22 protein-coding genes are annotated in these 23,651 nt (G+C 70.2%); 18 read left to right on the top strand and 4 right to left on the bottom strand.

Annotation, left to right across the window (positions count from 1 at the left end; all coding sequences use genetic code 11):
- The first annotated feature begins 300 nt into the window (after positions 1 to 300).
- From AB0447_RS04740 to AB0447_RS04670, 15 genes are all read left to right on the top strand, one after another.
- Positions 301 to 1,230, top strand: coding sequence for an ABC transporter permease (locus AB0447_RS04740; protein ID WP_366475098.1), 930 nt, complete (start codon positions 301 to 303; stop codon positions 1,228 to 1,230).
- Positions 1,231 to 1,330: 100 nt separating this feature from the next.
- The gene (locus tag AB0447_RS04735; RefSeq protein WP_366474998.1) at positions 1,331 to 3,130 is read left to right on the top strand and encodes an ABC transporter substrate-binding protein; all 1,800 of its coding nucleotides are present in this window, start codon (positions 1,331 to 1,333) and stop codon (positions 3,128 to 3,130) included.
- 112 nt (positions 3,131 to 3,242) lie between these two features.
- Positions 3,243 to 4,220: an ABC transporter permease gene (locus AB0447_RS04730; RefSeq protein WP_366474996.1), complete on the top strand. Its 978-nt coding sequence runs from the start codon at positions 3,243 to 3,245 to the stop codon at positions 4,218 to 4,220.
- 10 nt (positions 4,221 to 4,230) lie between these two features.
- Positions 4,231 to 5,292: an ABC transporter ATP-binding protein gene (locus AB0447_RS04725; RefSeq protein WP_366474995.1), complete on the top strand. Its 1,062-nt coding sequence runs from the start codon at positions 4,231 to 4,233 to the stop codon at positions 5,290 to 5,292.
- Positions 5,293 to 5,317: 25 nt separating this feature from the next.
- Complete coding sequence (locus AB0447_RS04720) at positions 5,318 to 6,436, top strand: dipeptide ABC transporter ATP-binding protein (protein ID WP_366474994.1); 1,119 nt, start codon at positions 5,318 to 5,320, stop codon at positions 6,434 to 6,436.
- Between the two features lie 165 nt (positions 6,437 to 6,601).
- Complete coding sequence (locus tag AB0447_RS04715) at positions 6,602 to 7,528, top strand: GNAT family N-acetyltransferase (RefSeq protein ID WP_366474993.1); 927 nt, start codon at positions 6,602 to 6,604, stop codon at positions 7,526 to 7,528.
- A 104-nt stretch (positions 7,529 to 7,632) separates the two neighbouring features.
- A complete protein-coding gene (locus AB0447_RS04710; protein WP_366474992.1) occupies positions 7,633 to 9,258 on the top strand; it encodes an ABC transporter substrate-binding protein in 1,626 nt (541 codons plus the stop codon).
- 51 nt (positions 9,259 to 9,309) lie between these two features.
- A complete protein-coding gene (locus tag AB0447_RS04705) occupies positions 9,310 to 10,233 on the top strand; it encodes an ABC transporter permease (protein ID WP_366474991.1) in 924 nt (307 codons plus the stop codon).
- On the top strand, positions 10,226 to 11,215 hold the full coding sequence (locus tag AB0447_RS04700; RefSeq protein ID WP_366474990.1) for an ABC transporter permease: 990 nt from the start codon (positions 10,226 to 10,228) through the stop codon (positions 11,213 to 11,215). The genes AB0447_RS04705 and AB0447_RS04700 overlap by 8 nt, the downstream gene beginning before the upstream one ends.
- 12 nt (positions 11,216 to 11,227) lie before the next feature.
- Complete coding sequence (locus tag AB0447_RS04695; protein ID WP_366474989.1) at positions 11,228 to 12,211, top strand: ABC transporter ATP-binding protein; 984 nt, start codon at positions 11,228 to 11,230, stop codon at positions 12,209 to 12,211.
- Positions 12,204 to 13,280: a dipeptide ABC transporter ATP-binding protein gene (locus tag AB0447_RS04690; protein WP_366474988.1), complete on the top strand. Its 1,077-nt coding sequence runs from the start codon at positions 12,204 to 12,206 to the stop codon at positions 13,278 to 13,280. Before AB0447_RS04695 ends, AB0447_RS04690 begins: the two co-directional genes overlap by 8 nt.
- 269 nt (positions 13,281 to 13,549) lie before the next feature.
- Complete coding sequence (locus tag AB0447_RS04685) at positions 13,550 to 13,744, top strand: hypothetical protein (protein WP_366474986.1); 195 nt, start codon at positions 13,550 to 13,552, stop codon at positions 13,742 to 13,744.
- A gap of 24 nt (positions 13,745 to 13,768) precedes the next feature.
- The gene (gene mshB, locus AB0447_RS04680; RefSeq protein WP_366474985.1) at positions 13,769 to 14,677 is read left to right on the top strand and encodes an N-acetyl-1-D-myo-inositol-2-amino-2-deoxy-alpha-D-glucopyranoside deacetylase; all 909 of its coding nucleotides are present in this window, start codon (positions 13,769 to 13,771) and stop codon (positions 14,675 to 14,677) included.
- On the top strand, positions 14,674 to 15,057 hold the full coding sequence (locus AB0447_RS04675; RefSeq protein ID WP_366474984.1) for a DUF6113 family protein: 384 nt from the start codon (positions 14,674 to 14,676) through the stop codon (positions 15,055 to 15,057). Before mshB ends, AB0447_RS04675 begins: the two co-directional genes overlap by 4 nt.
- Before the next feature lie 319 nt (positions 15,058 to 15,376).
- On the top strand, positions 15,377 to 17,353 hold the full coding sequence (locus AB0447_RS04670) for a peptidoglycan binding domain-containing protein (RefSeq protein WP_366474982.1): 1,977 nt from the start codon (positions 15,377 to 15,379) through the stop codon (positions 17,351 to 17,353).
- Positions 17,354 to 17,425: 72 nt separating this feature from the next.
- Here AB0447_RS04670 and AB0447_RS04665 read toward each other — a convergent pair whose 3' ends face one another.
- Positions 17,426 to 18,223 carry a transglutaminase-like domain-containing protein gene (locus tag AB0447_RS04665; RefSeq protein ID WP_366474981.1) on the bottom strand — a complete coding sequence of 266 codons (798 nt, stop codon included), beginning with the start codon at positions 18,221 to 18,223 and terminating at the stop codon, positions 17,426 to 17,428.
- Positions 18,220 to 19,203 carry a GNAT family N-acetyltransferase gene (locus AB0447_RS04660; RefSeq protein WP_366474980.1) on the bottom strand — a complete coding sequence of 328 codons (984 nt, stop codon included), beginning with the start codon at positions 19,201 to 19,203 and terminating at the stop codon, positions 18,220 to 18,222. The genes AB0447_RS04665 and AB0447_RS04660 overlap by 4 nt, the downstream gene beginning before the upstream one ends.
- 116 nt (positions 19,204 to 19,319) lie before the next feature.
- Here AB0447_RS04660 and fdxA point away from each other — a divergent pair, with 116 nt between their 5' ends.
- Both fdxA and AB0447_RS04650 read left to right on the top strand, forming a co-directional pair.
- Positions 19,320 to 19,652 carry a ferredoxin gene (gene fdxA / locus AB0447_RS04655; RefSeq protein ID WP_150209564.1) on the top strand — a complete coding sequence of 111 codons (333 nt, stop codon included), beginning with the start codon at positions 19,320 to 19,322 and terminating at the stop codon, positions 19,650 to 19,652.
- Positions 19,653 to 19,741: 89 nt separating this feature from the next.
- Complete coding sequence (locus AB0447_RS04650; protein ID WP_366474979.1) at positions 19,742 to 20,839, top strand: bifunctional succinyldiaminopimelate transaminase/glutamate-prephenate aminotransferase; 1,098 nt, start codon at positions 19,742 to 19,744, stop codon at positions 20,837 to 20,839.
- Positions 20,840 to 20,966: 127 nt separating this feature from the next.
- On the opposite strand, the gene AB0447_RS04645 is transcribed toward AB0447_RS04650, so the two are convergent.
- Together AB0447_RS04645 and AB0447_RS04640 are read right to left on the bottom strand one after the other, a co-directional pair.
- Positions 20,967 to 21,347: an ATP-binding protein gene (locus tag AB0447_RS04645; protein ID WP_366474978.1), complete on the bottom strand. Its 381-nt coding sequence runs from the start codon at positions 21,345 to 21,347 to the stop codon at positions 20,967 to 20,969.
- A gap of 154 nt (positions 21,348 to 21,501) precedes the next feature.
- Positions 21,502 to 22,425 carry a hypothetical protein gene (locus tag AB0447_RS04640; protein ID WP_366475097.1) on the bottom strand — a complete coding sequence of 308 codons (924 nt, stop codon included), beginning with the start codon at positions 22,423 to 22,425 and terminating at the stop codon, positions 21,502 to 21,504.
- A 142-nt stretch (positions 22,426 to 22,567) separates the two neighbouring features.
- Between AB0447_RS04640 and dapE the strand changes: the two genes are divergently transcribed.
- Positions 22,568 to 23,647 (top strand): succinyl-diaminopimelate desuccinylase, encoded by a 1,080-nt coding sequence (dapE, locus tag AB0447_RS04635; RefSeq protein ID WP_366474977.1) that lies wholly within the window; start codon positions 22,568 to 22,570, stop codon positions 23,645 to 23,647.
- Positions 23,648 to 23,651: the final 4 nt, after the last annotated feature.

Genomic DNA, 23,651 nt, shown 5'->3' with positions numbered 1-23,651 from the left:
GTCAATGGGTCATGCACTGTGGGGAGTGCCGACTCACGAGCACACTTGGGGTACTGGAGATCTAGCCGTCAGGGGTGTCGGCGATCCCTCTGAGTGCCCCTCACGTAGTGACAAGTGAACTCATGAGGAGGACCCCATGCGTGGTGCCACAAGCGCCAACTGGGTCACGCGCGCGACTGAGATCGCACTGGGGGCGACGCGATCGTGACCAGCCCTGCGCAGACTGAGGGTGCGGCAGCGCCCAACGTCCTTGTCGAAGAGCCGTCCAAGGACGACTCCAAGGCCAAGGACCCCGCCGGGCTGTCCCCTGGACAGCTGATGTGGCGACGATTCAAGCGGGACAAGGCGGGTGTCATCTCCGCCTTCATCGTGATTTTCTTCTTCGCCATCGCGCTGCTGGCTCCGCTGATCGCCATGGTGTACGGGAAGAACCCGTACGACCTCTACGGTCAGAAGAACCCCGAACTCCTCGACGAGTTCAGCATGCCGACAGGTGTGTTCGGGGGTGTCTCCGGGGACCACTGGTTCGGCATCGAGCCGGAGCTGGGCCGCGACGTGTTCACGCAGCTGCTGTACGGCATGCGTACGTCGATCTTCACGGCCCTGGTCGCGACCATCGTCATGGTCGTCATCGGTGTGGTGATCGGCCTGGTCGGCGGGTACTACGGCGGGAAGGTGGACTACTGGCTCGGCCGGCTGACCGACTTCCTGCTCGGCATCCCCAGCCAGCTGTTCTTCATCGCCTCGATGCCCGTGGTGGTGGCCGCCTTCGTCAATCCGGAGGAGGAGACCCCCACCTGGCTGCGCGCAACGGCGATCGTCACCGTCCTGTCGTTCCTGGGCTGGATGGGCCTGTCCCGTCTGATCCGGGCCGCGACGCTCACCCTGCGCGAGCGGGAGTTCGTCGAGGCGGCGAAGATCGCGGGTGCCTCTCCCTGGCGGATCATCCGCAAGGAGCTGCTGCCCAACCTGGTGACGCCGATTCTCGTGCAGGCAACGCTCATGCTGCCCGGCACGATTCTCTCGGTGGCCTTCCTCTCCTTTGTGGGCGTCGGCTATGTCGAGCCCACTCCGGACTGGGGCCGGATGTTCTCCATCGGCGCCGGTATCTACGAGCTGGACCCGGCGTACATGTTCTTCCCGGGTGTTGCGATGGTCGTCTTCGTGGTGGCCTTCAACCTGCTCGGCGACTCCGTACGAGACGCCTTCGACCCCAAGTCCGGACGCTGACGTCACTGCAGCGGGACTGCTGCCGCCCCATACGCACACAGCTTGATGGTGCGTCAGGCAGCACAGTTGGATCACTACTGACAGATAGGTACTCATCACCATGAGCATCTTCGGCACGCGCAAGGCGCGCGCGATCGTCGTCGCTGTTGCGGCGGGCTCGCTTGCCCTCACCGCCTGCGGTGGCAACAACAACTCCGGCTCCAAGGACAAGGGCAAGACCAAGGAAGACGCGGCCAAGCAGTCCGCCGCCGTCGTCCTGGGCGACGCCAAGGCGTCCACGGGCCCGGCCGCCCCGGTTGAGGGTGCCCGCCCCGGCGGCACCATCGCCGTCTACCAGACCGATGACTTCTCCCACCTGGACCCGGCTCAGAGCTACGTCTCCGACGCCCGCATCCTGGGCCGTCTGATCCACCGTGGTCTGACCCAGTACCAGGAGGACGCCAACGGCAAGATGACGGTCGTCGGTGACATCGCCACCGACTCCGGCAAGACCACCGATGGCGGCAAGACCTGGACCTACACGCTGAAGGACGGCGTGAAGGACCAGAACGGCAACGTCATCACCTCGGCGGACATCCGCCACACGATCGAGCGTCTCTACACGCCGTTCGTCACCGACGGCCCGATCTACATCCAGAACTGGCTGTCCGGCGCCGGCACCGAGTACCGCAAGGCGCTCCCGGAGGGCCCGTACACCGGCAAGCACCTGCCGAACGACGTCCTGGAGACCCCGGACGAGAAGACCGTCATCTTCAAGTTCAAGACGCCGCAGGTCGACCTGCCGCAGGCGCTTGCGATGACCGGCTACTCCGTGGTGCCCGCCAAGGGCGACACCAAGGAGAAGTACGACACCGCTCCGGTCGCCGTCGGCCCGTACAAGATTGCCGACTTCAAGCCCGGCAAGGAAATGAAGCTCGTCAAGAACGAGAACTGGGACCCGAAGACCGACTCGGTCCGTCACCAGTACGTCGACGGCTTCAACATCACGTTCAACCAGGACGACGAGGCGCAGACCAAGGCGATCCTGGCCGACCGTGATGACGCCAAGAACATGATCCAGATGACCGGTACGGTCGCCACGACCCAGGTCCCGAACGTCGTCAACGACGCCGCGGCCAAGGCTCGTACGATCTCCGGCTACCAGCCCTACGTCTGGCAGCTGAACTTCAACCTGGACCGGGTCAAGGACAAGAGGGTTCGCGACGCCATCACCCTGGCGATGCCGAACCAGGCCGTCTTCCAGCCGGACGGCGGTGCCTACGGTGGTGAGGTCGCGACCGGCCTGATCTCCCCGACCACCCCGGGCTTCGAGAAGGACTACGACCCCTTCGGCAAGGCCAAGAAGCCGCAGGGTGACATCGAGGCCGCCAAGAAGCTCATCAAGGAGGCCGGCGCCGAGGGCCTGAAGCTCACGTACGCCTACGCCAACACGCCGAAGCGCCAGAAGCAGGCCGTGGTCATCGCGGACCGGCTGAAGGAAATCGGCATCGACGTCCAGAAGAAGGAAATCGACGGCGCCACCTGGTACGAGCAGGTCGGCAAGGTCAACAACGGTCTGGACCTCTACATGACGGGCTGGGGCCAGGACTGGCCGTCCGCCTCCACCGTCATCCCGCCGCTCTACGACGGCAAGCAGCTCCAGGACGGCTCTTCGGTCTACTCGCACATCAACGACCCGAAGGTCAACGAAGAGATCGCCCGCATCCTGACGATCGTCGACCCGGCTGAGGCCCAGAAGGCGTGGACGGCGCTGCACCACGACATCGTGGAGCGCATCAACCCGGCCGCCCCGCTGTACTTCACCAAGTCGCTGCAGATCCAGGGCTCGAACGTCGGTGGCGCTCGCTACTCGAACGACCTGAGCGCGATCGACATCACCCGCGTGTTCCTGAAGAGCTAACACCTCTCAGGCCGAAGCCCCGGGGGTTGTGCGGACGGCGGTCCGCACAACCCCCGGGGTGCCGGTCCTCTCCCTTCGACCCCTCACGCCGCCGTCCTGAGAGCAGCGACCCATGCTTCAATTCCTTCTTCGCCGGACGTTCGGCGCAGTGCTGATCCTGTTCCTGATCAGCGCCTTCACCTTCTTCATGTTCTTCGCCATCCCGCAGGATCCCGCCCTGCTGGCCTGTGGCAAGAACTGCACCCCTGACGCCCTCGCGGTGATCCACAAGAACATGGGCCTCGACCAGCCCGTTCCGGTGCAGTTCTGGGACTACATCGTCGGAATCTTCGCCGGACGTGACTTCTCCGTCGGGCACTGCAACGCCCCCTGCTTCGGTGTCTCCTTCAACAACCAGCAGATGATCTGGGACACCCTCCTGGACCGTCTCCCGCTGACCCTCTCGCTGTCCGTCGGCGGTCTGATCGTCTTCCTGATCGTCGGCCTCGGCGCCGGCATGATCGCCGCCGCCCGCAAGGGCACCTGGATCGACAAGGTCTTCAGCGGCGGTTCGCTGGTGCTGTCCTCGCTCCAGATCTACTTCCTCGGCCCGGTGGTCCTCGGCATCTTCGTCTACAGCACCGGCTGGCTGGAGAAGCCCAAGTACACGCCGTTCTCCGAGAGTTTCGGCGGCTGGTTCATGGGTCTGCTGATCCCGTGGCTGGTCATGTCGGTCATCTTCACGGCCAACTACACGCGTATGGCCCGCTCGACGATGATCGAGCAGCTCCAGGAGGAGCACGTCCGGGCGGCTCGTGCCAAGGGCATGAGCAACCGTTACGTCTTCTTCCGCTACGCCTGGCGCGGCTCGCTCATCCCGATCGTGACGATCCTCGGCATCGACCTCGGCGCCCTGCTCGGCGGCGCGGTGGTCACCGAGTTCACCTTCGGCCTCGCCGGCATCGGCCGTCTCGCCGTCGAGTCGGTCCAGGACAAGGACCTGCCGATGACGATGGGCGTCATGGTGTTCAGCGCCGCGCTCATCCTCTTCTTCAACATCATTGTGGACGCGCTGTACGCCGTCATCGACCCGCGCGTGCGTCTGTCCTAGGAGAACGACCGTGACCACACTCACCAAGACCGAGGACGTGCCGGCTCCGACCGGGTCGGACGCCTTCCTGTCGGTGCGCGACCTGCGAGTCCAGTTCTCCACCGAGGACGGCATCGTCAAGGCGGTCGACGGCCTGTCCTTCGACCTGAAGCGCGGCCAGACCCTGGGCATCGTCGGCGAGTCGGGCTCCGGCAAGTCGGTGACCAACCTGACCGTGCTGGGCCTGCACAACCGCCGTACGACGAACATCACCGGCTCGATCCGCCTCGACGGCGAAGAGCTGACCGATGCTTCGGACAGGCAGCTGGAGAAGCTGCGCGGCGACAAGATGGCGATGATCTTCCAGGACGCGCTCACCGCCCTGTCGCCGTACTACACGGTGGGCCGGCAGATCTCCGAGCCGTTCCGCAAGCACACCGGCGCGAGCAAGAAGGAGGCCCGGGACCGGGCCATCGAGATGCTCGGCAAGGTCGGCATCCCCGACCCCAAGCGCCGGGTGGACGACTACCCGCACCAGTTCTCCGGCGGTATGCGCCAGCGCGCCATGATCGCCATGTCGCTGGTCTGCAACCCCGAGCTGCTGATCGCGGACGAGCCCACCACGGCGCTCGACGTGACCGTCCAGGCGCAGATCCTCGACCTGCTCAAGGACCTCCAGCAGGAGTTCGGCTCCGCCATCATCATGATCACCCACGACCTGGGTGTCGTCGCCAACATGGCCGACGACGTCCTGGTGATGTACGCCGGCCGGGCCGTGGAGCGCGGCACCGTCCGCGAGGTGCTCAAGCAGCCCTCGCACCCGTACACCGTGGGCCTGCTCAAGTCGATGCCGAGCCTGACCTCCGACGTCAACGAGCCGCTGACCCCGATCCCGGGGTCTCCGCCCAGCCTGCTCAACCCGCCGCCCGGCTGCGCCTTCAGCGCCCGCTGTGCGCACGTGGACCTCGTGGCCGGCGGCCGGTGCACCTCCGAGCGCCCGCAGCTCGCCGACGGACGGGCGGCCGCGTGCCACCTGACCGAGGAGCAGAAGCGGCAGGCATTCTTCGAGACCATCCAGCCCCGGCTGGGCTGACGGACCGGCGACTGAGGCTGAGACCATGAGCGAGAACACCACCACCAAGGCTGCCGAGGACACCGTCCCGCCGCAGCGCGACCCGGCCGTCGAGCCGCTGATGACCGTGGAAGGGCTGACCAAGCACTTCCCGATCATGGGCGGTTTCCCGATCAAGCGGAAGGTCGGCGCGGTCCAGGCCGTCGACGGCCTGACCTTCGACATCGCCCCCGGCGAGAGCCTCGGCCTCGTCGGTGAGTCCGGCTGCGGCAAGTCGACCACCGGCCGGCTGCTGACCCGCCTGATGGAGCCCACCGGCGGCAAGATCACGTACAAGGGCCAGGACATCACCCACGCCTCGCGCAAGCAGCTGGCGCCGGTGCGGTCCGAGATCCAGATGATCTTCCAGGACCCGTACGCCTCCCTGAACCCGAGGCAGACGGTCGGCACGATCATCTCCGGCCCGATGGAGATCAACGGGATCAACCCGCCCGGCGGCCGGGAGAAGAAGGTCCGCGAGCTCCTGGAGACCGTGGGTCTGAACCCGGAGCACTACAACCGCTTCCCGCACGAGTTCTCGGGCGGCCAGCGCCAGCGCATCGGCGTCGCCCGTGCGCTCGCCCTGGAGCCGAAGCTGATCATCGCGGACGAGCCCGTCTCGGCCCTCGACGTCTCCATCCAGGCGCAGGTCATCAACCTGCTCCAGAAGCTCCAGCGCGAGATGGGCATCGCGTTCGTCTTCATCGCGCACGACCTGTCGATCGTCCGGCACTTCTCCGAGCGCGTCGCGGTCATGTACCTCGGCAAGATCATGGAGATCGCCGACCGCGACTCGCTGTACAACCGGCCGCGGCACCCGTACACGCACGCGCTGCTCTCGGCCGTGCCGGAGGCCGACCCGGACCAGGACCAGCGCGAGCGGATCCGCCTCTCCGGCGACGTCCCCTCGCCGATCATGCCGCCGTCCGGCTGCCGGTTCCGCACCCGGTGCTGGAAGGCGCAGGACATCTGCGCCTCCCAGGAGCCGCCGCTGGTGCAGCTCGCCACCAGCAAGCCGGGCCACCTGACCGCCTGCCACTTCCCGGAGGACCCGACCACCGAGAAGCGCGGCGAGGACATCGTCCTCGACCCGGCGCTCGCCGCCCTGGAGGGCAACGAGGCGTAAGGCCGTCGGCCGATCGATGCCTGAGACGGCGCCGGTTCCCGAGACCCCGTGGGTCTCGGGAACCGGCGTTTTCCATGCTCCGGACGCGCCGGCCCCCAACCGGCCGCCGGCGGGGCGGCCTTTATTCGGTTGTCCCGGTCGGCCGTTCCCCTGGAGAGTGGGCGGATGCTGACTGTCCGCCCCGCGGGGCCCGGCGACGCGGGCGACATCTGTGCCCTGCTCAACGCCGTCGACACCATCGAGATCGGCCGCCCGGAGACCGACCTGCACGAGGTCGAGGCGGACCTCAACCACCCCGACGTCAACCTGGCCACCGACTCCTGGCTCGCCCACGACGGCGGCCGGCTGGTCGCCTACGGCCTGGTCTGGCCCGGTGGCGAGCCCGGCCGCATCGACTGCGACCACTACGTGCTGCCGGACCGCCAGGCCGCCGGAGCCCGGCTGCTGGAGCTGATGGAGGCCCGGGCGCACGAGATGGCCGACGGGGCCGCCGGCTCGCTCCGGCTCCAGCTCAACGTGGCGCCCACCCTGGACACCGTCCTGCTGACCGACCGCGGCTGGCAGACCGTACGCCGCTACCAGGTGATGGTCCGCGACCTCGACCCGGCCGCCGACCTGCCGCCCGAACCGCCCACCGGACTGACCCTGCGTCAGTGCGCTACCGACGGCGCCGACCGGCAGCGCGCCCACGCCCTGATCGAGAACTCCTTCTCCGAGCACTTCGGCCATGTGGAGCGCGACTACGAGGCCTGGCTGGACCACCTGGGCGCCCGCAACCTCGACTGGTCCCTGGTGTGGATCGCGAGCCTGCCCGCCGAGGGCGACATCGGGGTGCTGCTCACCCGGGACGACCGTACGAGCATGGGCTGGCTGAGCCACATCGGCGTACGGAAGGACCTGCGCGGCCGGGGCATCGGCGGGTACCTGCTGCGCCACGGCTTCGCCGAGTACGCGGCCCGCGGCCGGACCACCGTCGGTCTCGGCGTGGACACGCTGAACGCCACCGGCGCCCTGGCCCTCTACGAGGCGCACGGCATGCGCATGCACTTCGCGGTGAACACCTGGGAGCTCCCCTTGCACCCCCAGGAGTGACAGCCGGGGGACGCACGGGTGCAATCGGGCGCACTTGGAGTGCATCTGACCGGACATAGGGTGACATTGGCTCAGTTGTGTTGTGAGAGCCAAGGAGACACTCGATGCGCGGAGCCACCCACGGCAAGTGGGCCGCATGTGCGGTGGCCGTCGCCCTCGCGGCGACGGCCTGCGGCGGCGGAAGCGAAAGCGGCGGGGCCGGTGCCGGGATCGTCAGCTCCTCCTGGGGCGATCCGCAGAACCCCCTGGAGCCCGCGAACACCAACGAGGTGCAGGGCGGCAAGGTTCTCGACATGCTCTTCCGGGGTCTCAAGCGGTACGACCCGAAGACCGGCGAGGCCCAGGACATGGTCGCCGAGAAGATCGAGACCACCGACAGCCAGAACTTCACCATCACCCTCAAGGACGGCTGGAAGTTCAGCAACGGCGAGGACGTCACCTCCCAGTCCTTCGTGGACGCCTGGAACTACGCCGCGGACGTCCGCAACAAGCAGAACAACGCGCCGTTCTTCTCCGACATCGTCGGCTACGACGACGTGCACCCGGCCTCCGGCGACCCCAAGTCCAAGACCATGTCCGGCCTGGTGGTCAAGGACCCCAAGACCTTCACGGTCGCCCTGAAGGAGAAGTTCTCCACCTGGCCCGAGACCCTGGGCTACCAGGCCTTCTCCCCACTGCCCAAGGCCTTCTTCACCGACCACGCCGCCTGGCTCGACAAGCCCGTCGGCAACGGCCCGTACACGGTGGAGTCGTACACCAAGGGCACCGGCATGCAGCTGCGCAAGTGGGAGGAGTACCCGGGCCTGGACAAGGCGCAGAACAGCGGGGTCGACCTGAAGGTCTACACCGACAACAACACCGCCTACACCGACCTGCTCTCCGGCAACCTCGACCTGGTCGACGACGTTCCGGCGCAGCAGCTGAAGAACGTCAAGGCCGACCTCAGCAACCGCTACATCAATCAGCCCGCCCTGATCATCCAGACCCTCACCTTCCCGCTGTACGACCCCCAGTGGGGCAAGGAGGGCATGGAGAAGGTCCGCCAGGGCATCTCCCGGGCCATCGACCGCGAGGAGATCACCCAGCAGATCTTCCAGGAGACCCGGACCCCGGCCACCGACTGGACCTCGCCGGCCCTCGGCGACAAGGGCGGGTACAGCAGCTCCGCCTGCGGGGACGCCTGCGTCTACGACCCGACCGAGGCGAAGAAGCTGATCGAGGAGGGCGGCGGGCTGCCCGGCGGCAGGATGACGCTCACCTCGAACGTGGACACCGGCTCGCACCGCGCCTGGATGGACGCCGTCTGCAACAGCATCAACAACGCCCTCGGCAAGGGCCCGGTCTGCACGGTCAACCCGATCGGCACCTTCGCCGACTTCCGGAACCAGCAGAGCTCCTTCAAGCTGACCGGCCCGTTCCGGTCCGGCTGGCAGGCCGACTACCCGCTGATCCAGAACTTCCTGGAGCCGCTCTACTACACCGGCGCCTCCTCCAACTACGGGAAGTTCAGAAATCCGGAGTTCGACGAGCTCGTCGACGACGCCAACCAGGAGAGCGACCCCGCCAAGGCCACCGAGACGTTCCGGAAGGCCGAGAAGATCCTCGCCGAGCAGATGCCGTCCATCCCGCTCTGGTACCAGAACGGCAGCGCGGGCTACTCGGAGCGGCTCTCCGACGTGGCCCTCAACCAGTTCAGCGTCCCCGTCTACGACCAGATCAAGGTCAGCTGAGCCGGATCACGGACCGACCCCAGTCAGACATCAGACCCTCTGGAGCGCTCCATGGGACGGTATGTGATCCGGCGGCTGCTCCAGATGGTCCCGGTGTTCATCGGCAGCACCTTCCTGATCTTCTTCATGGTGTACGCGCTGGGCGACCCGGTGGCGGCGCTGTTCGGGGACAAGGCCCCGGACCCCGCCACCGCCGCGCGCATCCGCAAGGACCTCTATCTCGACCAGCCCTTGTGGAAGCAGTACCTCCACTACATGGGGCAGATCTTCCGGGGGGACTTCGGCACCGCCTTCAACGGCCAGAAGGTCACCGAGCTGATGGCCAGCGCCTTCCCGATCACCCTGCGGCTCACCTGCGTGGCCATCGCCATCGAGATCGTCGTCGGGATCACCCTCGGCGTGATCAGCGGACTGCGCCGGGGCAAGGCCATCGACACCAGCGTGCTCGTCCTCACCCTCGTGGTGATCTCGGTCCCCACCTTCGTCACCGGCTACCTGCTGCAGTTCCTGTTCGGCGTCAAATGGGGCTGGGTCCGGCCCACCGTCTCCCCGGCCGCCCCCCTGAACGAACTCATCCTGCCCGGCATCGTCCTCGCCCTGGTCTCCCTCGCCTACGTCACCCGGCTCTCCCGCACCTCCATCGCCGAGAACGCCAAGGCCGACTACGTCCGCACCGCCGTCGCCAAAGGACTGCCGCGCCGCCGCGTCATCACCCGGCACCTGCTCCGCAACTCGCTGATCCCGGTGGTCACCTTCATCGGCACCGACATCGGCGCCCTGATGGGCGGAGCCATCGTCACCGAACGCATCTTCAACATCCACGGCGTCGGCTACCAGCTCTACCAGGGCATCCTGCGCAACAACGCCCCCACCGTCGTCGGCTTCGTCACCATCCTCGTCATCGTCTTCCTGCTGGCCAACCTGCTCGTCGACCTGCTCTACGCGGTCCTGGACCCGAGGATCCGGTATGCCTGAGCCGTACGGCCCGCTGCAACCAGGAGAGAAGGAAGCCATCGCCCCCACCGGCCAGGGAGGTGCGATGGACCTGGCGCTGGAGGAAGCGGAAAGCCTCGAGAAGACTCTCCCCGGCCAGCCCGCCGGCCCCTCCCAGAAGGCCCGCTCCCTCTGGTCCGACGCCTGGCACCAGCTCCGCCGGAACCCGGTCTTCATCCTCTCGGCCCTGCTGATCCTCTTCCTCGTCCTCATCGCGATCTGGCCGCAGGCCATCGCCTCCGGCGACCCGCTCGCCTGCGACCTCTCCAAATCCCAGCAGGGCTCCGCGCCCGGACACCCCTTCGGATACGACACCCAGGGCTGCGACGTCTACACCCGCACCGTCTACGGCGCCCGGGCCTCCATCACCGTCGGCATCTGCGCCACCGTCGGCGCCGCCCTGCTCGGCTCCCTGCTCGGCGGCCTGGCCGGGTTCTTCGGCGGCTGGAGCGACGCCCTGCTCTCCCGGGTCGCCGACATCTTCTTCGGCATCCCGGTGGTCCTCGGCGGACTCGTCTTCCTCTCCGTGGTCACCAGCTCCACCGTGTGGCCGGTGGTCGGCTTCATCGTGCTGCTCGGCTGGCCGCAGATCGCCCGCATCGCCCGCGGATCCGTCATCACCGCCAAACAGAACGACTACGTGCAGGCCGCCCGCGCCCTCGGCGCGAGCAACGGCCGGATGCTGCTGCGCCACGTCGCCCCCAACGCCGTCGCCCCGGTCATCGTCGTCGCGACCATCGCCCTCGGTACGTACATCGCCCTGGAAGCCACCCTGTCCTTCCTCGGCGTGGGCCTGCGCCCGCCCACCGTCTCCTGGGGCATCGACATCTCCAACGCCGCCCCGCAGATCCGCAACGCCCCGCACATGCTGCTCTTCCCGGCCGGGGCGCTCAGCCTGACCGTGCTGGCGTTCATCATGCTCGGCGACGCGGTACGCGACGCCCTCGACCCCAAGCTGCGCTGAGGAGCTCCGTACATGCTGCTCGAAGTCCGCGATCTCCAGGTGGAATTCAAGACGAGGGACGGGGTCGCCAAGGCCGTCAACGGGGTGGACTACGCGGTGGACGAGGGCGAGACCCTCGCCGTGCTCGGCGAGTCCGGCTCCGGCAAGTCGGTGACCGCGCAGGCCGTGATGGGCATCCTGGACATGCCGCCCGGCCGGATCACCGGCGGCGAGATCCTCTTCAAGGGCCGGGACCTGCTGAAGCTGAAGGAGGAGGAGCGCAGGAAGATCCGCGGCGCCGAGATGGCGATGATCTTCCAGGACGCCCTGTCCTCCCTGAACCCGGTGCTGACCGTCGGCAGCCAGCTCGGCGAGATGTTCGAGGTCCACCGGGGCATGTCCCGCAAGGACGCGAAGGCCAAGGCCGTGGAACTGATGGACCGGGTCCGCATCCCGGCCGCCGGGCAGCGGGTCGGTGACTACCCGCACCAGTTCTCCGGCGGCATGCGGCAACGCATCATGATCGCGATGGCGCTGGCCCTGGAACCCTCCCTGATCATCGCCGACGAGCCGACCACCGCCCTGGACGTCACCGTCCAGGCCCAGGTCATGGACCTGCTCGCCGAGCTCCAGCGCGAACTCAACATGGGCCTGATCCTGATCACCCACGACCTCGGCGTGGTCGCCGACGTCGCCGACAAGATCGCCGTCATGTACGCCGGCCGGATCGTCGAGGCGGCCCCCGTCCACGAGATCTACAAGGCACCCGCCCACCCCTACACCAGGGGCCTGCTGGACTCCATCCCGCGCCTGGACCAGAAGGGCCAGGAGCTGTACGCGATCAAGGGCCTGCCGCCCAACCTGCTCGCCATCCCGCCCGGCTGCGCCTTCAACCCGCGCTGCCCGATGGCCCGGGCCGTCTGCCGCACGGACGTCCCGCCGCTGTACCCGGTCACCGAATCGCCCGTACCCAGGTCGAGCGCCTGCCACTTCTGGAAGGAGTGCCTCCATGCCTGAGACGCCCGAGGCCATCCTGGAGGTCCGCGGCCTGGTCAAGTACTACCCGCTCACCCGGGGCATCCTCTTCAAGAAGCAGGTCGGCGCGGTCAAGGCGGTCGACGGGGTCGACTTCACCCTCCGTGCCGGCGAAACCCTCGGCATCGTCGGCGAATCCGGCTGCGGCAAGTCCACCGTCGCCAAGCTGCTGGTCCACCTGGAACGCCCCACCGCCGGCTCGATCTCCTACAAGGGCGAGGACATCTCGAAGCTCTCCGGAAAGGCACTCAAGGCCGTCCGGCGCAACATCCAGATGGTCTTCCAGGACCCCTACACCTCGCTGAACCCCCGGATGACGGTCGGCGACATCATCGGCGAACCGTACGAGATCCATCCCGAGGTGGCGCCGAAGGGCGACCGGCGCCGCAAGGTGCAGGACCTCCTCGACGTGGTCGGCCTCAACCCGGAGTACATCAACCGCTATCCGCACCAGTTCTCCGGCGGCCAGCGCCAGCGCATCGGCATCGCCCGCGGCCTCGCCCTCCAGCCCGAGATCATCGTCGCCGACGAGCCGGTATCCGCCCTGGACGTCTCCGTCCAGGCCCAGGTGGTCAACCTGCTGGACCGCCTCCAGTCCGAGTTCCGGCTCTCCTACCTCTTCATCGCGCACGACCTCTCGATCGTCCGCCACATCTCCGACCGGGTCGGGGTCATGTACCTGGGCCGGATCGTGGAACTCGGCACCGACACGGAGATCTACGAGCACCCCACCCACCCCTACACCCAGGCCCTGCTCTCCGCCGTCCCCGTCCCCGACCCGGACGCCCGCGCCCACCGCGAGCGCATCATCCTCACCGGCGACGTGCCCTCCCCGGCCGCCATCCCGTCCGGCTGCCGTTTCCGCACCCGCTGCTGGAAGGCCCAGGAGCGCTGCACCATCGAGGTCCCGCTGCTGGCCGTCCCCGAAACCTTCCGCCTCCAGACCGGCCCGGCCGCCCACCCCTCGGCCTGCCACTTCGCCTCGGAAAAACAGGTGGTCCCACCCGACGGGACCCTCCAGCCGCCTCCGAATCCGCCTCAACTTCGTTAACACGGGGGCAACTTGACAGTTTCCGTGGCGATACGTACCCCGGCGAGGCTGTGGGCTGTACGGTCCGTGCGGGTGCCGTAGCCGGGCGGGGCGGCGCGAGCCGCCCCGCCCGGTGCTCCCGTGCTCCATCCCATGCGCGGCATGCGCCCCTCATGCTGCCGGAATTCGATCGATGCGCTGGCACGGATAGTTATGATCCGTAGCGCACGGTGGGTATGACTCTGTCGTGTGCGCGTACCGATGTCCGTCCGTCGTGGAGGTGAAACGCCGTGGCACTCTCGATCTCTGCCGTGGTGCTGCTGGCGATCATCGTTTTCCTGCTGGTCCGCAAGTCGGGGCTCAAAGCAGGGCATGCGGTGGTCTGTGTCCTGCTCGGGTTCTATCTGGCGAGCTCCTCGATCGCTCCCAGCCTGAACCAGCTGACCACGAACGTGGCGGGGATGATCAGCGACCTGAAGTTGTGAGGCCGGCCTCGTAGGCTGGGGGCCATGAACGGTCTTCCAGCCCGTCGTCTGCTCCTGGTGCACGCACACCCGGACGACGAGTCCATCAACAACGGCGTCACCATGGCCAAGTACGCGGCCGAGGGTGCCCACGTCGCGCTCGTGACCTGCACGCTCGGCGAGGAGGGCGAGGTCATCCCGCCGGAACTCGCCCATCTCGCGGCCGGCCGTGACGACACCCTGGGCGCCCACCGGGTGGGCGAGCTCGCCGCCGCCATGGCCGAGCTGGGGGTGACCGACCACCGGTTCCTCGGCGGGCCGGGCCGGTTCCGCGACTCCGGGATGATGGGCGTGGAGCAGAACCACCGTCCCGGCGCCTTCTGGTCCGCCGACCTCGACGAGGCCGCCGCGTACCTCGTCGAGGTGATCCGGGAGATCCGCCCGCAGGTGCTGGTGACGTACGACCCGAACGGCGGATACGGCCACCCGGACCACATCCAGGCGCACCGGGTCGCCATGCGTGCGGCCGAACTGGCCGCCGAGCAGACCTACCGCCGCGACCTCGGCGACCCGCACACGATCGCCAAGACCTACTGGAACCGGATCCCGCTCTCGGTGGTCGAGGAGGGCTTCGCCCGGCTCCGGGCGGCCGGCACCACCTTCCCGTTCCCCGGGATCGCGACCCCCGAGGACGTGCCCGGCGTGGTCGAGGACGCTCGGATCACCGCCGAGATCGGCGACGACGGCGGGGCGTACGGCAAGGCCAAGGCGGCCGCGATGCGCGCCCACGCCACCCAGATCGCCGTCGACGGGCCGTTCTTCGCCCTCTCCAACGACCTGGCGCAGCCGCTCTTCGGCCGGGAGTACTACGAGTTGGTCCGGGGCTGCCCCGGCGCCCCGGACGGCGCACGCGAAGACGACCTGTTCGCCGGGCTCGAGGAGGCGGCGGCATGACGGGCACCCTCACCCCCGGCCGGATCGCCGCACTGCTCGGCCTGCTGGTGGCCGGAGCGGTCACCGGCGCGGCCGGCTGGCTGGTGGTCGACCTGTGGTTCCCGGCCGGGCTGCTGCTCGCCCTGCTGGCCGTCTTCGGGGTCTTCCTGGCCGGCCGGCTGGCCATCGGCACCGGACTGGGCGTCGGCGCGGGCGCCGCCGGCTGGTTCCTCTCCTACGTGGTGCTCAGCATCCCGCGCCCCGAGGGGGACTTCCTGCTCAGCTCAGCCGGAATCGGTATGTATGCCTACCTTTTGGGCGGTACGGTGGCCGCTGTGATGTGTGCCACGGTGCGCGGACCCGCGGACCGAACGGTTTCGGCCGTCCGGCCCGGCAAGTGACGTGCCGTTGGAGGCAGTCCCGGGATGTGCGCCGGGTGTTGTGAAATGCCCCGGTGCGCCCCTCCCTGGGCCCCGTGCGGAACCCCGCTGAGGCCGCCCGTCAGTTGCGCCGCGGCGGCGGCCAGTATGGTGGACGGGCCGCCGAGCTGCCCGCGCACGGTATGACGGGCGGCGGAGCCAACCGGGAGAACCTGCCTTGAGCCGTGAAACTGACAGTTCGTCCTCCGGGCCCCAAGGGCGCGGTGGAGCCGCTTACCCGTCGGGTACGCCGCCGTACGGATCACGCCAGTACCCGGCGAACGCCCCGGAGGGGAACACTGTGACTTCCAAGCCGTCCACGCCCGCCGGCGATTCCGCCGATCCCGACGGGCCGAAGACCGAGACCACCCTGACGACCAGGATCCGGATCAACATTCCGGGCTCCCGGCCGATTCCGCCGGTGGTCGTACGCAAGCCCATGGCCGACGCGGAGTCGGAGGGTCCGGCCGAGCCGGCCGCCGAAGCCGCTCCGGCCCCCGCTCCGGCCCCGGCGCCCGCCCCGGCCGAGCCGGAGACCAGCAACTGGTTCGCGCCGCGCAAGCCGGCCGCTGCGGCGCAGGCGCCCGCTCCGGCGCCCGCCCCCGCCCCCGCCCCGGCGCCCGCCCCGGCCCGGCCCGGTCTGCCGACCCGGCAGCCCCAGGCCTCCGCTCCCGCCCCGCCCCCGGCGGCCGCGTACGGTGCGGCCGCCGCCCCGGCCCGACCGGGCGGTCCCGGCGTGGGTGCGGGTCCCGGCCCCCGGCCGGCCGGCGCGCACGGTCCCGGAAACGGCCCCCGCCCCGGCGGTCCTGCGGCTCCCGGTGCGGGCCAGGGTTCCAACGGCTTCCCCGGCGCGGCCCCCGGCCCCCGCCCCGGCGGCCCCGGCAACGGCCCCCGCCCGGGTGGCCCCGGTGCTCCCGGCGGCCCCGGTGCTCCCGGCAACGCGCAGGCTCCCGGTACCCCCGGCTTCCCCCCGCCGGGCGGCGGCTTCGCCGCGCCCGGTCCGGACGCCGGCCCCGGCCCCGGCTTCGCCGCGGGCGGGTCCACCCCGCCCGGCTTCGCCCCGGCGCCCGGGGCCCCCTCCGGGCCCACCGGCGGCCCCGCCTACGGCACCATGCCGGTCGCGGGCACCCGTACCGACGAGGACGTCCCCGGCCCCGGATCCGCCCCGCGCTGGCCCGGCCCGGAGGTCGGCGGTGGCGCGCCCACCGGCGCCCTGCCGCGGGTCGACCACCCGTCGGCCGTCGCCGCGGCCGCCGCCGCGCCCCTGCCCCGGCCGGTGCCGTCCGCCGACCGGCCCGCCCCCGCGCCCAAGCCGGCCGCCGCACCCGCCAAGAAGAAGGGCCGCTCCAAGCTGGCCCTGGCCGGCGGCGGCGCCATCGCGCTGCTCGGCGTGGCCTACGGCGCCGGCCTGCTGCTCAACCACTCCGACGTGCCCAAGGGCACCACCGTCCTCGGGGTGGACATCAGCGGCACCCGCGAGGAGGCCGTGGCCAAGCTGCAGACCGCCTTCGGCAACCGGGCCGCCTCCCCGCTGCAGCTGAGCGTCGGCGGCAAGCAGGTCGAGCTGAAGCCCGAGAAGGCCGGGCTGTCCCTGGACAGCCAGACCACCGTGCGCAACGCGGCCGGCAGCGACTACAACCCGGTCACCGTGATCGGCTCCCTCTTCGGCCAGGAGCGTCCGGCCAGCCCGGTCATCCCGGTCGACGAGGAGAAGCTCCAGGTCGCCCTCCAGGAACTGGCCGGAGCATCGGGCAGCGCCGTCGAAGCGACGATCAAGTTCGAGCCGAACAAGGTCACCGCCGTCCCCGGCAAGGCCGGCAGCAGCCTGGACGTGGAAGCCTCCATCGGCAAGGTGACCGACGCCTACCGCGCCCTGGTGGAGACCGGCAAGGCCGTGCCCGTCGAACTCCCGGTGTCGGACAAGGCCCCGGCCGTCAGCCAGGCCGAACTCGACCGGGCCATGAACGAGTTCGCCAAGCCCGCCATGTCCGGAAACGTCACCATCAAGGCGGGCAGCAAGTCCATCCCGTTCGGCCCGAACCGCTCGCTGCCGAAGATCCTCAGCATGACGGCGGTGGAGGGCAAGCTCGTCGAGAAGTACGACCTGGAAGCGCTCAAGGAGCTCTACGGGGACACCTTCGACGGGGTGACGATCATGCGGGGCAACGGCGAGCGGACCGCCGTCACCCCGCAGGACGTTGCCGGCGCCCTCGGCAAGGCCCTGCGCGGCAAGACCCCCGCCGAGCGGGTCGGCGTCATCGAGACCGACCCGGCCTGACGGCACGACGGAGCCCCCGTCCGGAGATCCGGGCGGGGGCTCCGCCATGCCCGGGCAGGCGGCCCCCGGCGCTCAGTTCAGCAGGGCCCGGGCGGCCAGGGCCTGGGAGCGGACGGCGGTGGCCGCGTCGGGATCCACCGCCGAGACGACCTCGGCGTACGCCTCCAGCTCGGCCGCGCCCGCCACGAACTCGCCCCGGTCCACGAGCAGTCTCGCCCGCTCGTAGCGGAGCGAGGCCGGGTGCGAGGGCAGCAGCAGGGACAGGTCCAGCGCCCACAGGGCCACCGCGGACTGCTCCGGCCGGGCGGCCGCCCAGGCGCGGATGTTGTTCAGGATGCGCAGCACGATGTCCAGGGTCCGGGCGGGCTCCAGCGGCCCCGCCTCGGCCGCGGCGGCGGCCGGTCCGGTGCCCAGGGAGGCGCCGCCCGCGAAGGGGTCCACGTGCACCCGCTCCTCCGGGTCCCCGAAGCCCACCACGAAATGGCCCGGCAGGCCCAGCCCGTACACGGGCGCACCCGCCCGGCGGGCCACCTCCAGCCAGACCACCGACAGCAGGATGGGCAGGCCGCGCCGCCGTTGCAGCACCTCGTGCAGCAGCGAGGACGACAGCCGTCCGTAGTCCGCCGGCGTCCCGTGGAAGCCCAGCCTCCGGCCGAGCAGTTCGGTCAGGGCCGCCGCCCACTCCCGCGGCGTGCGCAGTCCGTACGGCAGCAGTCCGGCCAGCCGGTCCAGCTCGATCTGCGCCTCGTCCATGGCCCGTTCGTCCAGCTGCGGATCGGCCTCCGCAGCCAGGTACAGGCACAACCAGGACAGGTCGGGGCGTTCCGAACGGGCCTCGGCCGCGAACTCCGCGCGGAAATCGGAGCTCATGAGTCCGCCGCCCGGAAATGGTGGTAAGCGTGGTGGGTCGCGAAGCCCAGCCCGTCGTACAGCCCGCGCGCCCCGCCGTTGTCCGTCTCCACCTGGAGCCAGGCCGCCGACGCGCCCTCCGACAGCGCCTGCCGGGCCAGCGCCGCCATCACCGCCGTCGCCAGCCCCTGCCGCCGGTGCTCCGGGGCGACTTCCACCGCGGCGAACCCGGCCCACCGGCCGTCCACCACGCACCGCCCGATCGCCTTTCCGGCGACCTCCGCGAACCACACCGAGGATCCTGCCGACAGGACAGCGCGGGCCACGGCCGGGTCCGCGACCTTCCCGTACCGGGCCAGCCAGGCGTCCCCGCAGTCCCGGGAGAGGGCCACACCTGACACATCCGCGTCCACGTCCGCGACCGGTGCGAGCGAGGCGATCCGGATCTCCGCCGACACCTCCCGGACCCAGCCGCGCTCGGTGAGCTGCGCGCACAGCGCCTCCTGGGTGCCGACGGCCCCCGTGGCGGCCTGCACGTACGCGGGAAGAGAGCGTTCCTCGTACCAGGCCGTCACCCGCGCGAGTGCTTCGTCGAGCGGCATCCCCGGGTCGCCCAGCGGCAGCACCGAGTTGGCGCGCCGGGTGAATCCGGCCGCGGCCCGCAGCGTCCAGTCGCCCAGCGGCTCGCTCTCCAGCGGCTGCCAGGCCCGGGCGGAGGCCCGCGCGAGCTCCTCGAAGGTGGCCGCGGGACCCCTCCGGCGGGCCGGCGCGGACGGCACGACTTTGCCCGCTACCAGGGAGGATTCCGCGATGCGGACGGTTTCACCGCTCTTTCGTGTGATCAGCAGCACACCGTCCGTCCACGATACGAGAACACCCACCACGTCGGTGAAGCCGGGACCCCCCTCGCCGGCGCTGACCGTACGGCGCACCGAAACCCGTTTACCCACGTCAGCCGGGGTAATGCGAATCTCCATCAGTGCACCAGCGGTGATTTCCACAGCTCTCTAGCCCCTCTTGTTCGGATCGTGGCCGGGAACGGCGATACTAGGTGTGGGCATCGACGACGCCGCGCTCCCGCGCGATATGGACAGCCCTACCGAGGAGGAACGAGAGCGTGACCTACGTCATCGCGGAGCCTTGTGTCGACGTCAAGGACAAGGCATGCATCGAAGAGTGCCCCGTCGACTGCATCTACGAGGGCCAGCGGTCCTTGTACATCCACCCGGACGAGTGCGTCGACTGTGGTGCCTGTGAGCCGGTCTGCCCGGTCGAGGCGATCTTCTACGAGGACGACACCCCGGAGGAGTGGAAGGACTACTACAAGGCGAACGTCGAGTTCTTCGACGAGCTCGGTTCGCCCGGTGGCGCCTCCAAGCTCGGCCTGATCGAGCGCGACCACCCCTTCATCGCAGCGCTGCCGGAGGGCATCAACCCGCCGGCGCACTGATTCTCCCGCCCCGGACCGGTACGGCGGCGCCCCGCCGTACCGGACCGGGGCGTGTTTTTTCCACCGCGTACGAGAAAGAGAGCACGCACGTGGCCGCAGTTTCGTCCCGTCTGCCCGCCTTCCCCTGGGACCGGCTGGAGCCGTTCAAGGCGACCGCAGCCGCCCACCCGGACGGCATCGTCGACCTGTCGGTGGGCACCCCCGTGGACCCGGTTCCCGAGCTGATCCAGGGTGCCCTGGTGGCCGCGGCGGACTCTCCCGGCTATCCGACGGTGTGGGGGACGCCGGAGCTGCGCGACGCGATCTCCGGCTGGGTGGAGACCCGCCTGGGGGCGAAGGCGGTGGGCCACCGCAACGTGCTTCCGGTGGTGGGGTCCAAGGAGCTGGTGGCCTGGCTGCCGACCCAGCTCGGCCTCGGCGCGGGCGACAAGGTCGCCTACCCGCGGCTGGCCTACCCCACGTACGAGGTCGGGGCGCGCCTGTGCGGCGCGGAGCCGGTCGTGTACGACGACCCCACGGAGCTGGATCCGGCGGGCGTCAGGCTGCTGTGGCTCAACTCCCCGTCCAACCCGACCGGGAAGGTCCTCCCCAAGGAGGAGCTGATCCGGATCGTGGCCTGGGCGCGCCGGCACGAGATCCTGGTCTTCAGTGACGAGTGCTACCTGGAGCTCGGCTGGGAGGCGGAGCCCGTCTCCGTGCTGCACGAGGACGTGTGCGGCGCCTCGTACAAGGGCCTGGTCGCGGTGCACTCGCTCTCCAAGCGGTCCAACCTGGCCGGGTACCGGGCCGCCTTCCTGGCCGGTGACCCGGCCGTGCTCGGCGAACTGCTGGAGATCCGCAAGCACGGCGGCATGATGACCCCGGCCCCGGTGCAGGCGGCCACGGTCGTGGCGCTGGGCGACGACGCGCACGTACAGGAGCAGCGGGAGCGCTACGCGGCGCGGCGGTCGGCCCTGCGGGCGGCCCTGGAGGCGCACGGCTTCCGGATCGAGCACAGCGAGGCGAGCCTGTACCTGTGGGCGACCCGGGACGAGCCCTGCTGGGACACCGTGGCCCACCTCGCTGAGCTGGGCATCCTGGTCGCGCCGGGCGATTTCTACGGCGAGGCGGGCCGGCAGTTCGTGCGGGTGGCGTTCACCGCGACCGACGAGCGGGTGGCGGCTGCGGTCAAGCGGCTCGGCGGCTGAACCGGCCGGTAGCCGAACCGGCCGGGAGCTGAACCGGCCCTGCGCCGCGGCCTACGGCAGACAGCCCGAGGGGGCCCGGAGTTCGTACTCCGGGCCCCCTCGGCGTTCCCGCGGTGTGCCGCCGCGGTCAGCCGCCCAGCAGGGGCAGGCTGTCGGTGCCCGGCAGCGCGTCCGCGGCCGGCAGCGCGTCGGTGGCCGGCAGCGCGTCGGTGGCCGGCAGCGCGTCGGTGGCCGGCAGCGCGTCGGTGGCCGGCAGCGCGTCGGTGGCCGGCAGCGTCTCGGCGACGGGAACCCCGCCGAGCAGCTCGCCCGTCGGCAGGTCGCCGGCCTCCTGGGTGGCACCGCCGACCAGCCCGGTCGCGCTGTCCAGCGCGCTCACCGAGCCCACCGCGGGAAGGGACTCGATGCCCGCGGCGCTCGCCGAGCCGGCCGCTCCGACCACGGGGGCTGCTCCGGCCGCGATCAGCAGTGCGGCACGGGCGATCCGGCGGGTCATGGGGAGGGACATGGTGCGTGCTCCTAGCGTTAGCTTGCTGAGTACGCCGTGAACAACCGCCCGAGGGGCCGCTGAGGTTGCGGAATTCGCAGGTAAAGAACTGGCAATGGGTCGTTTTATCGGCTTCATAGCCGCATTTCGCCCCCCTCGTGGGGGATGTCCCGCACTACGGTACGAGGAATATCCGGACCGAGCCGGAGTCCGCATTGCGCGGATCGCCCTCCCCGGACTTCCCGCTGCCGCCGATGTCCTTCCAGCCGCCCTTGTTCTTGCCCGCCGTCCACGCCCGGCCCCCGTACGACACCCGCTCGATGCCGAGCTGCGAGGCGTTCGCCACCGCCCAGTGCGCCACCTCCCAGCCGCGCCGGTCGTCCTTGCGGCCCTTCTTGTCCGCGACCACGGGCACCGACACGGCGCCCCCGTCCTCGGTGGCCGAGCCCGCCTTCGCGTCGCCGCCGAACACCCGGTCCAGCCGCTCCTTGACCCGGGCCCGGTTCGCCGGGCCCAGCGGCGCCGGACCGGTGCAGGTCAGCGCACCCGGGGCGCGCCCCGTCAGGGCCGCGGCCAGCAGGATCGCGTCCGGTTCGTGCTTCGCGTACGCCTGCGGGAAACCGCTGCGTTGGACCTTCTGCGCGGCCACCGTGAGCGGCAGCCGCGAGTAGCCCGGCACCTCGGCGAGCCGGTCGTAGAAGATCCCGGCCGAGTACACCGGGTCCATGATCTGGTCCGGGGTGCCCCAGCCCTGCGAGGGGCGCTGCTGGAACAGGCCCAGCGAATCCCGGTCCCCGTGGTCGAGGTTGCGCAGCGAGGACTCCTGCATCGCCGTGGCTATCGCGATCGTCACCGCCCGCTCCGGCATCCGCCTGGCGGTGCCGACGGCCGCGATCGTCGCCGCGTACCCCGCCTGCTCCGGGCTCATCGAGTACGAGGAGCCCTCCGAGGTGCCGGCCTGCGCGCCCGCCCGACCGCTGCCGCCGGCCGCACCGTCGGCCGCCCGGACCGTGCAGCGCGGGGCGGCGCCGCCCCCGGTCGAGTCGTACTGGACCACGAAATATCCGGCGAGCCCGAGCAGTACGAGCAGCCCCGCCAGCAGACGGAACGGTCGACGGCGGCCACCGCGCGGGCGGAACTGATCAGTCTCGGACACGCGGCCCACCGTACTTGAGCCGAATGACACGTCCATCGTCCGGCCGGACACCCCGGGGCCCGAGGCCGGAGCGTTAGGGTGCCTCATGACCGAATCCGAGCTCGACCTCACCCTGGACGCCGCCGAGCTGACCGCGCGGCTCGTGGACATTCCTTCCGTGAGCGGCGACGAGAAGGTCCTCGCCGACGCCGTCGAGGAAGCACTGCGCGCACTGCCGCACCTCACCGTGGACCGCTACGGCAACAACGTCGTGGCCCGTACGCAGCTCGGCCGTTCCGAGCGCGTCGTACTCGCCGGCCACCTCGACACCGTGCCCATCGCCGACAACGTGCCCTCCCGCCTGGACGAGAACGGCGTGCTCTGGGGCTGCGGCACCACCGACATGAAGTCCGGGGTCGCCGTCCAGCTGCGCATCGCCGCCACCGTGCCGGAACCCAACCGCGACCTCACCTTCGTCTTCTACGACCAGGAAGAGGTCGCCGCCGACCTCAACGGCCTCGGCAAGGTCGCCGAGGCCCACCCCGACTGGCTGGTCGGCGACTTCGCCGTCCTGCTGGAGCCCTCCAACGCCGAGGTGGAAGGCGGCTGCCAGGGCACCCTGCGGGTACTCCTGCGCACCGCCGGGGAACGCGCCCACTCCGCCCGCAGCTGGATGGGCTCCAACGCCATCCACACGGCCGCGCCCATCCTGGCCACGCTCGCCTCCTACGAACCCCGCAAGCCGGTGATCGACGGACTCCGGTACCACGAGGGCCTCAACGCGGTCCGGATCGACGGCGGCGTCGCCAACAACGTCATCCCCGACTCCTGCACCGTCACCGTCAACTTCCGCTACGCCCCGGACCGCACCGAGGAAGAGGCCCTGGCGCACGTCCGCGAGGTCTTCGCGGACTGCGACATCGCCGAGTTGACGGTCGACGACTCCTCCGGCGGCGCCCTGCCCGGCCTCTCCCACCCGGCCGCGGCGGCCTTCATGGAGGCGGTCGGCGGCCGCGCCATGCCGAAGTTCGGCTGGACCGACGTCTCCCGCTTCAGCGCGCTCGGGGTCCCCGCGGTCAACTACGGCCCGGGCGACGCGCTGCTGGCCCACAAGGTCGACGAGCGGGTCGAGACGAAGGCGATCCTCCACTGCGAGGAACGACTCCGCGCGTGGCTGACCTCCTGAATTC

The sequence above is a fragment of the Streptomyces sp. NPDC051211 genome (genome assembly GCF_040689505.1).
Classification (GTDB): Bacteria; Actinomycetota; Actinomycetes; order Streptomycetales; family Streptomycetaceae; genus Streptomyces.
This window is presented reverse-complemented; position numbering and strand designations above follow the sequence as displayed.

What these genes read in the sequence shown, in the direction of transcription:
- AB0447_RS04715 (WP_366474993.1), top strand. Translation starts at nt 6,602, where the DNA reads ATGCTGACTGTCCGCCCCGCGGGGCCCGGCGACGCGGGCGACATCTGT.
- AB0447_RS04730 (WP_366474996.1), top strand. Translation starts at nt 3,243, where the DNA reads ATGCTTCAATTCCTTCTTCGCCGGACGTTCGGCGCAGTGCTGATCCTG.
- mshB (WP_366474985.1), top strand. Translation starts at nt 13,769, where the DNA reads ATGAACGGTCTTCCAGCCCGTCGTCTGCTCCTGGTGCACGCACACCCG.
- AB0447_RS04690 (WP_366474988.1), top strand. Translation starts at nt 12,204, where the DNA reads ATGCCTGAGACGCCCGAGGCCATCCTGGAGGTCCGCGGCCTGGTCAAG.
- AB0447_RS04695 (WP_366474989.1), top strand. Translation starts at nt 11,228, where the DNA reads ATGCTGCTCGAAGTCCGCGATCTCCAGGTGGAATTCAAGACGAGGGAC.
- dapE (WP_366474977.1), top strand. Translation starts at nt 22,568, where the DNA reads ATGACCGAATCCGAGCTCGACCTCACCCTGGACGCCGCCGAGCTGACC.
- AB0447_RS04735 (WP_366474998.1), top strand. Translation starts at nt 1,331, where the DNA reads ATGAGCATCTTCGGCACGCGCAAGGCGCGCGCGATCGTCGTCGCTGTT.
- AB0447_RS04675 (WP_366474984.1), top strand. Translation starts at nt 14,674, where the DNA reads ATGACGGGCACCCTCACCCCCGGCCGGATCGCCGCACTGCTCGGCCTG.
- AB0447_RS04700 (WP_366474990.1), top strand. Translation starts at nt 10,226, where the DNA reads ATGCCTGAGCCGTACGGCCCGCTGCAACCAGGAGAGAAGGAAGCCATC.
- AB0447_RS04665 (WP_366474981.1), bottom strand. Translation starts at nt 18,223, where the DNA reads ATGAGCTCCGATTTCCGCGCGGAGTTCGCGGCCGAGGCCCGTTCGGAA.
- AB0447_RS04705 (WP_366474991.1), top strand. Translation starts at nt 9,310, where the DNA reads ATGGGACGGTATGTGATCCGGCGGCTGCTCCAGATGGTCCCGGTGTTC.
- AB0447_RS04710 (WP_366474992.1), top strand. Translation starts at nt 7,633, where the DNA reads ATGCGCGGAGCCACCCACGGCAAGTGGGCCGCATGTGCGGTGGCCGTC.
- AB0447_RS04645 (WP_366474978.1), bottom strand. Translation starts at nt 21,347, where the DNA reads ATGTCCCTCCCCATGACCCGCCGGATCGCCCGTGCCGCACTGCTGATC.
- AB0447_RS04720 (WP_366474994.1), top strand. Translation starts at nt 5,318, where the DNA reads ATGAGCGAGAACACCACCACCAAGGCTGCCGAGGACACCGTCCCGCCG.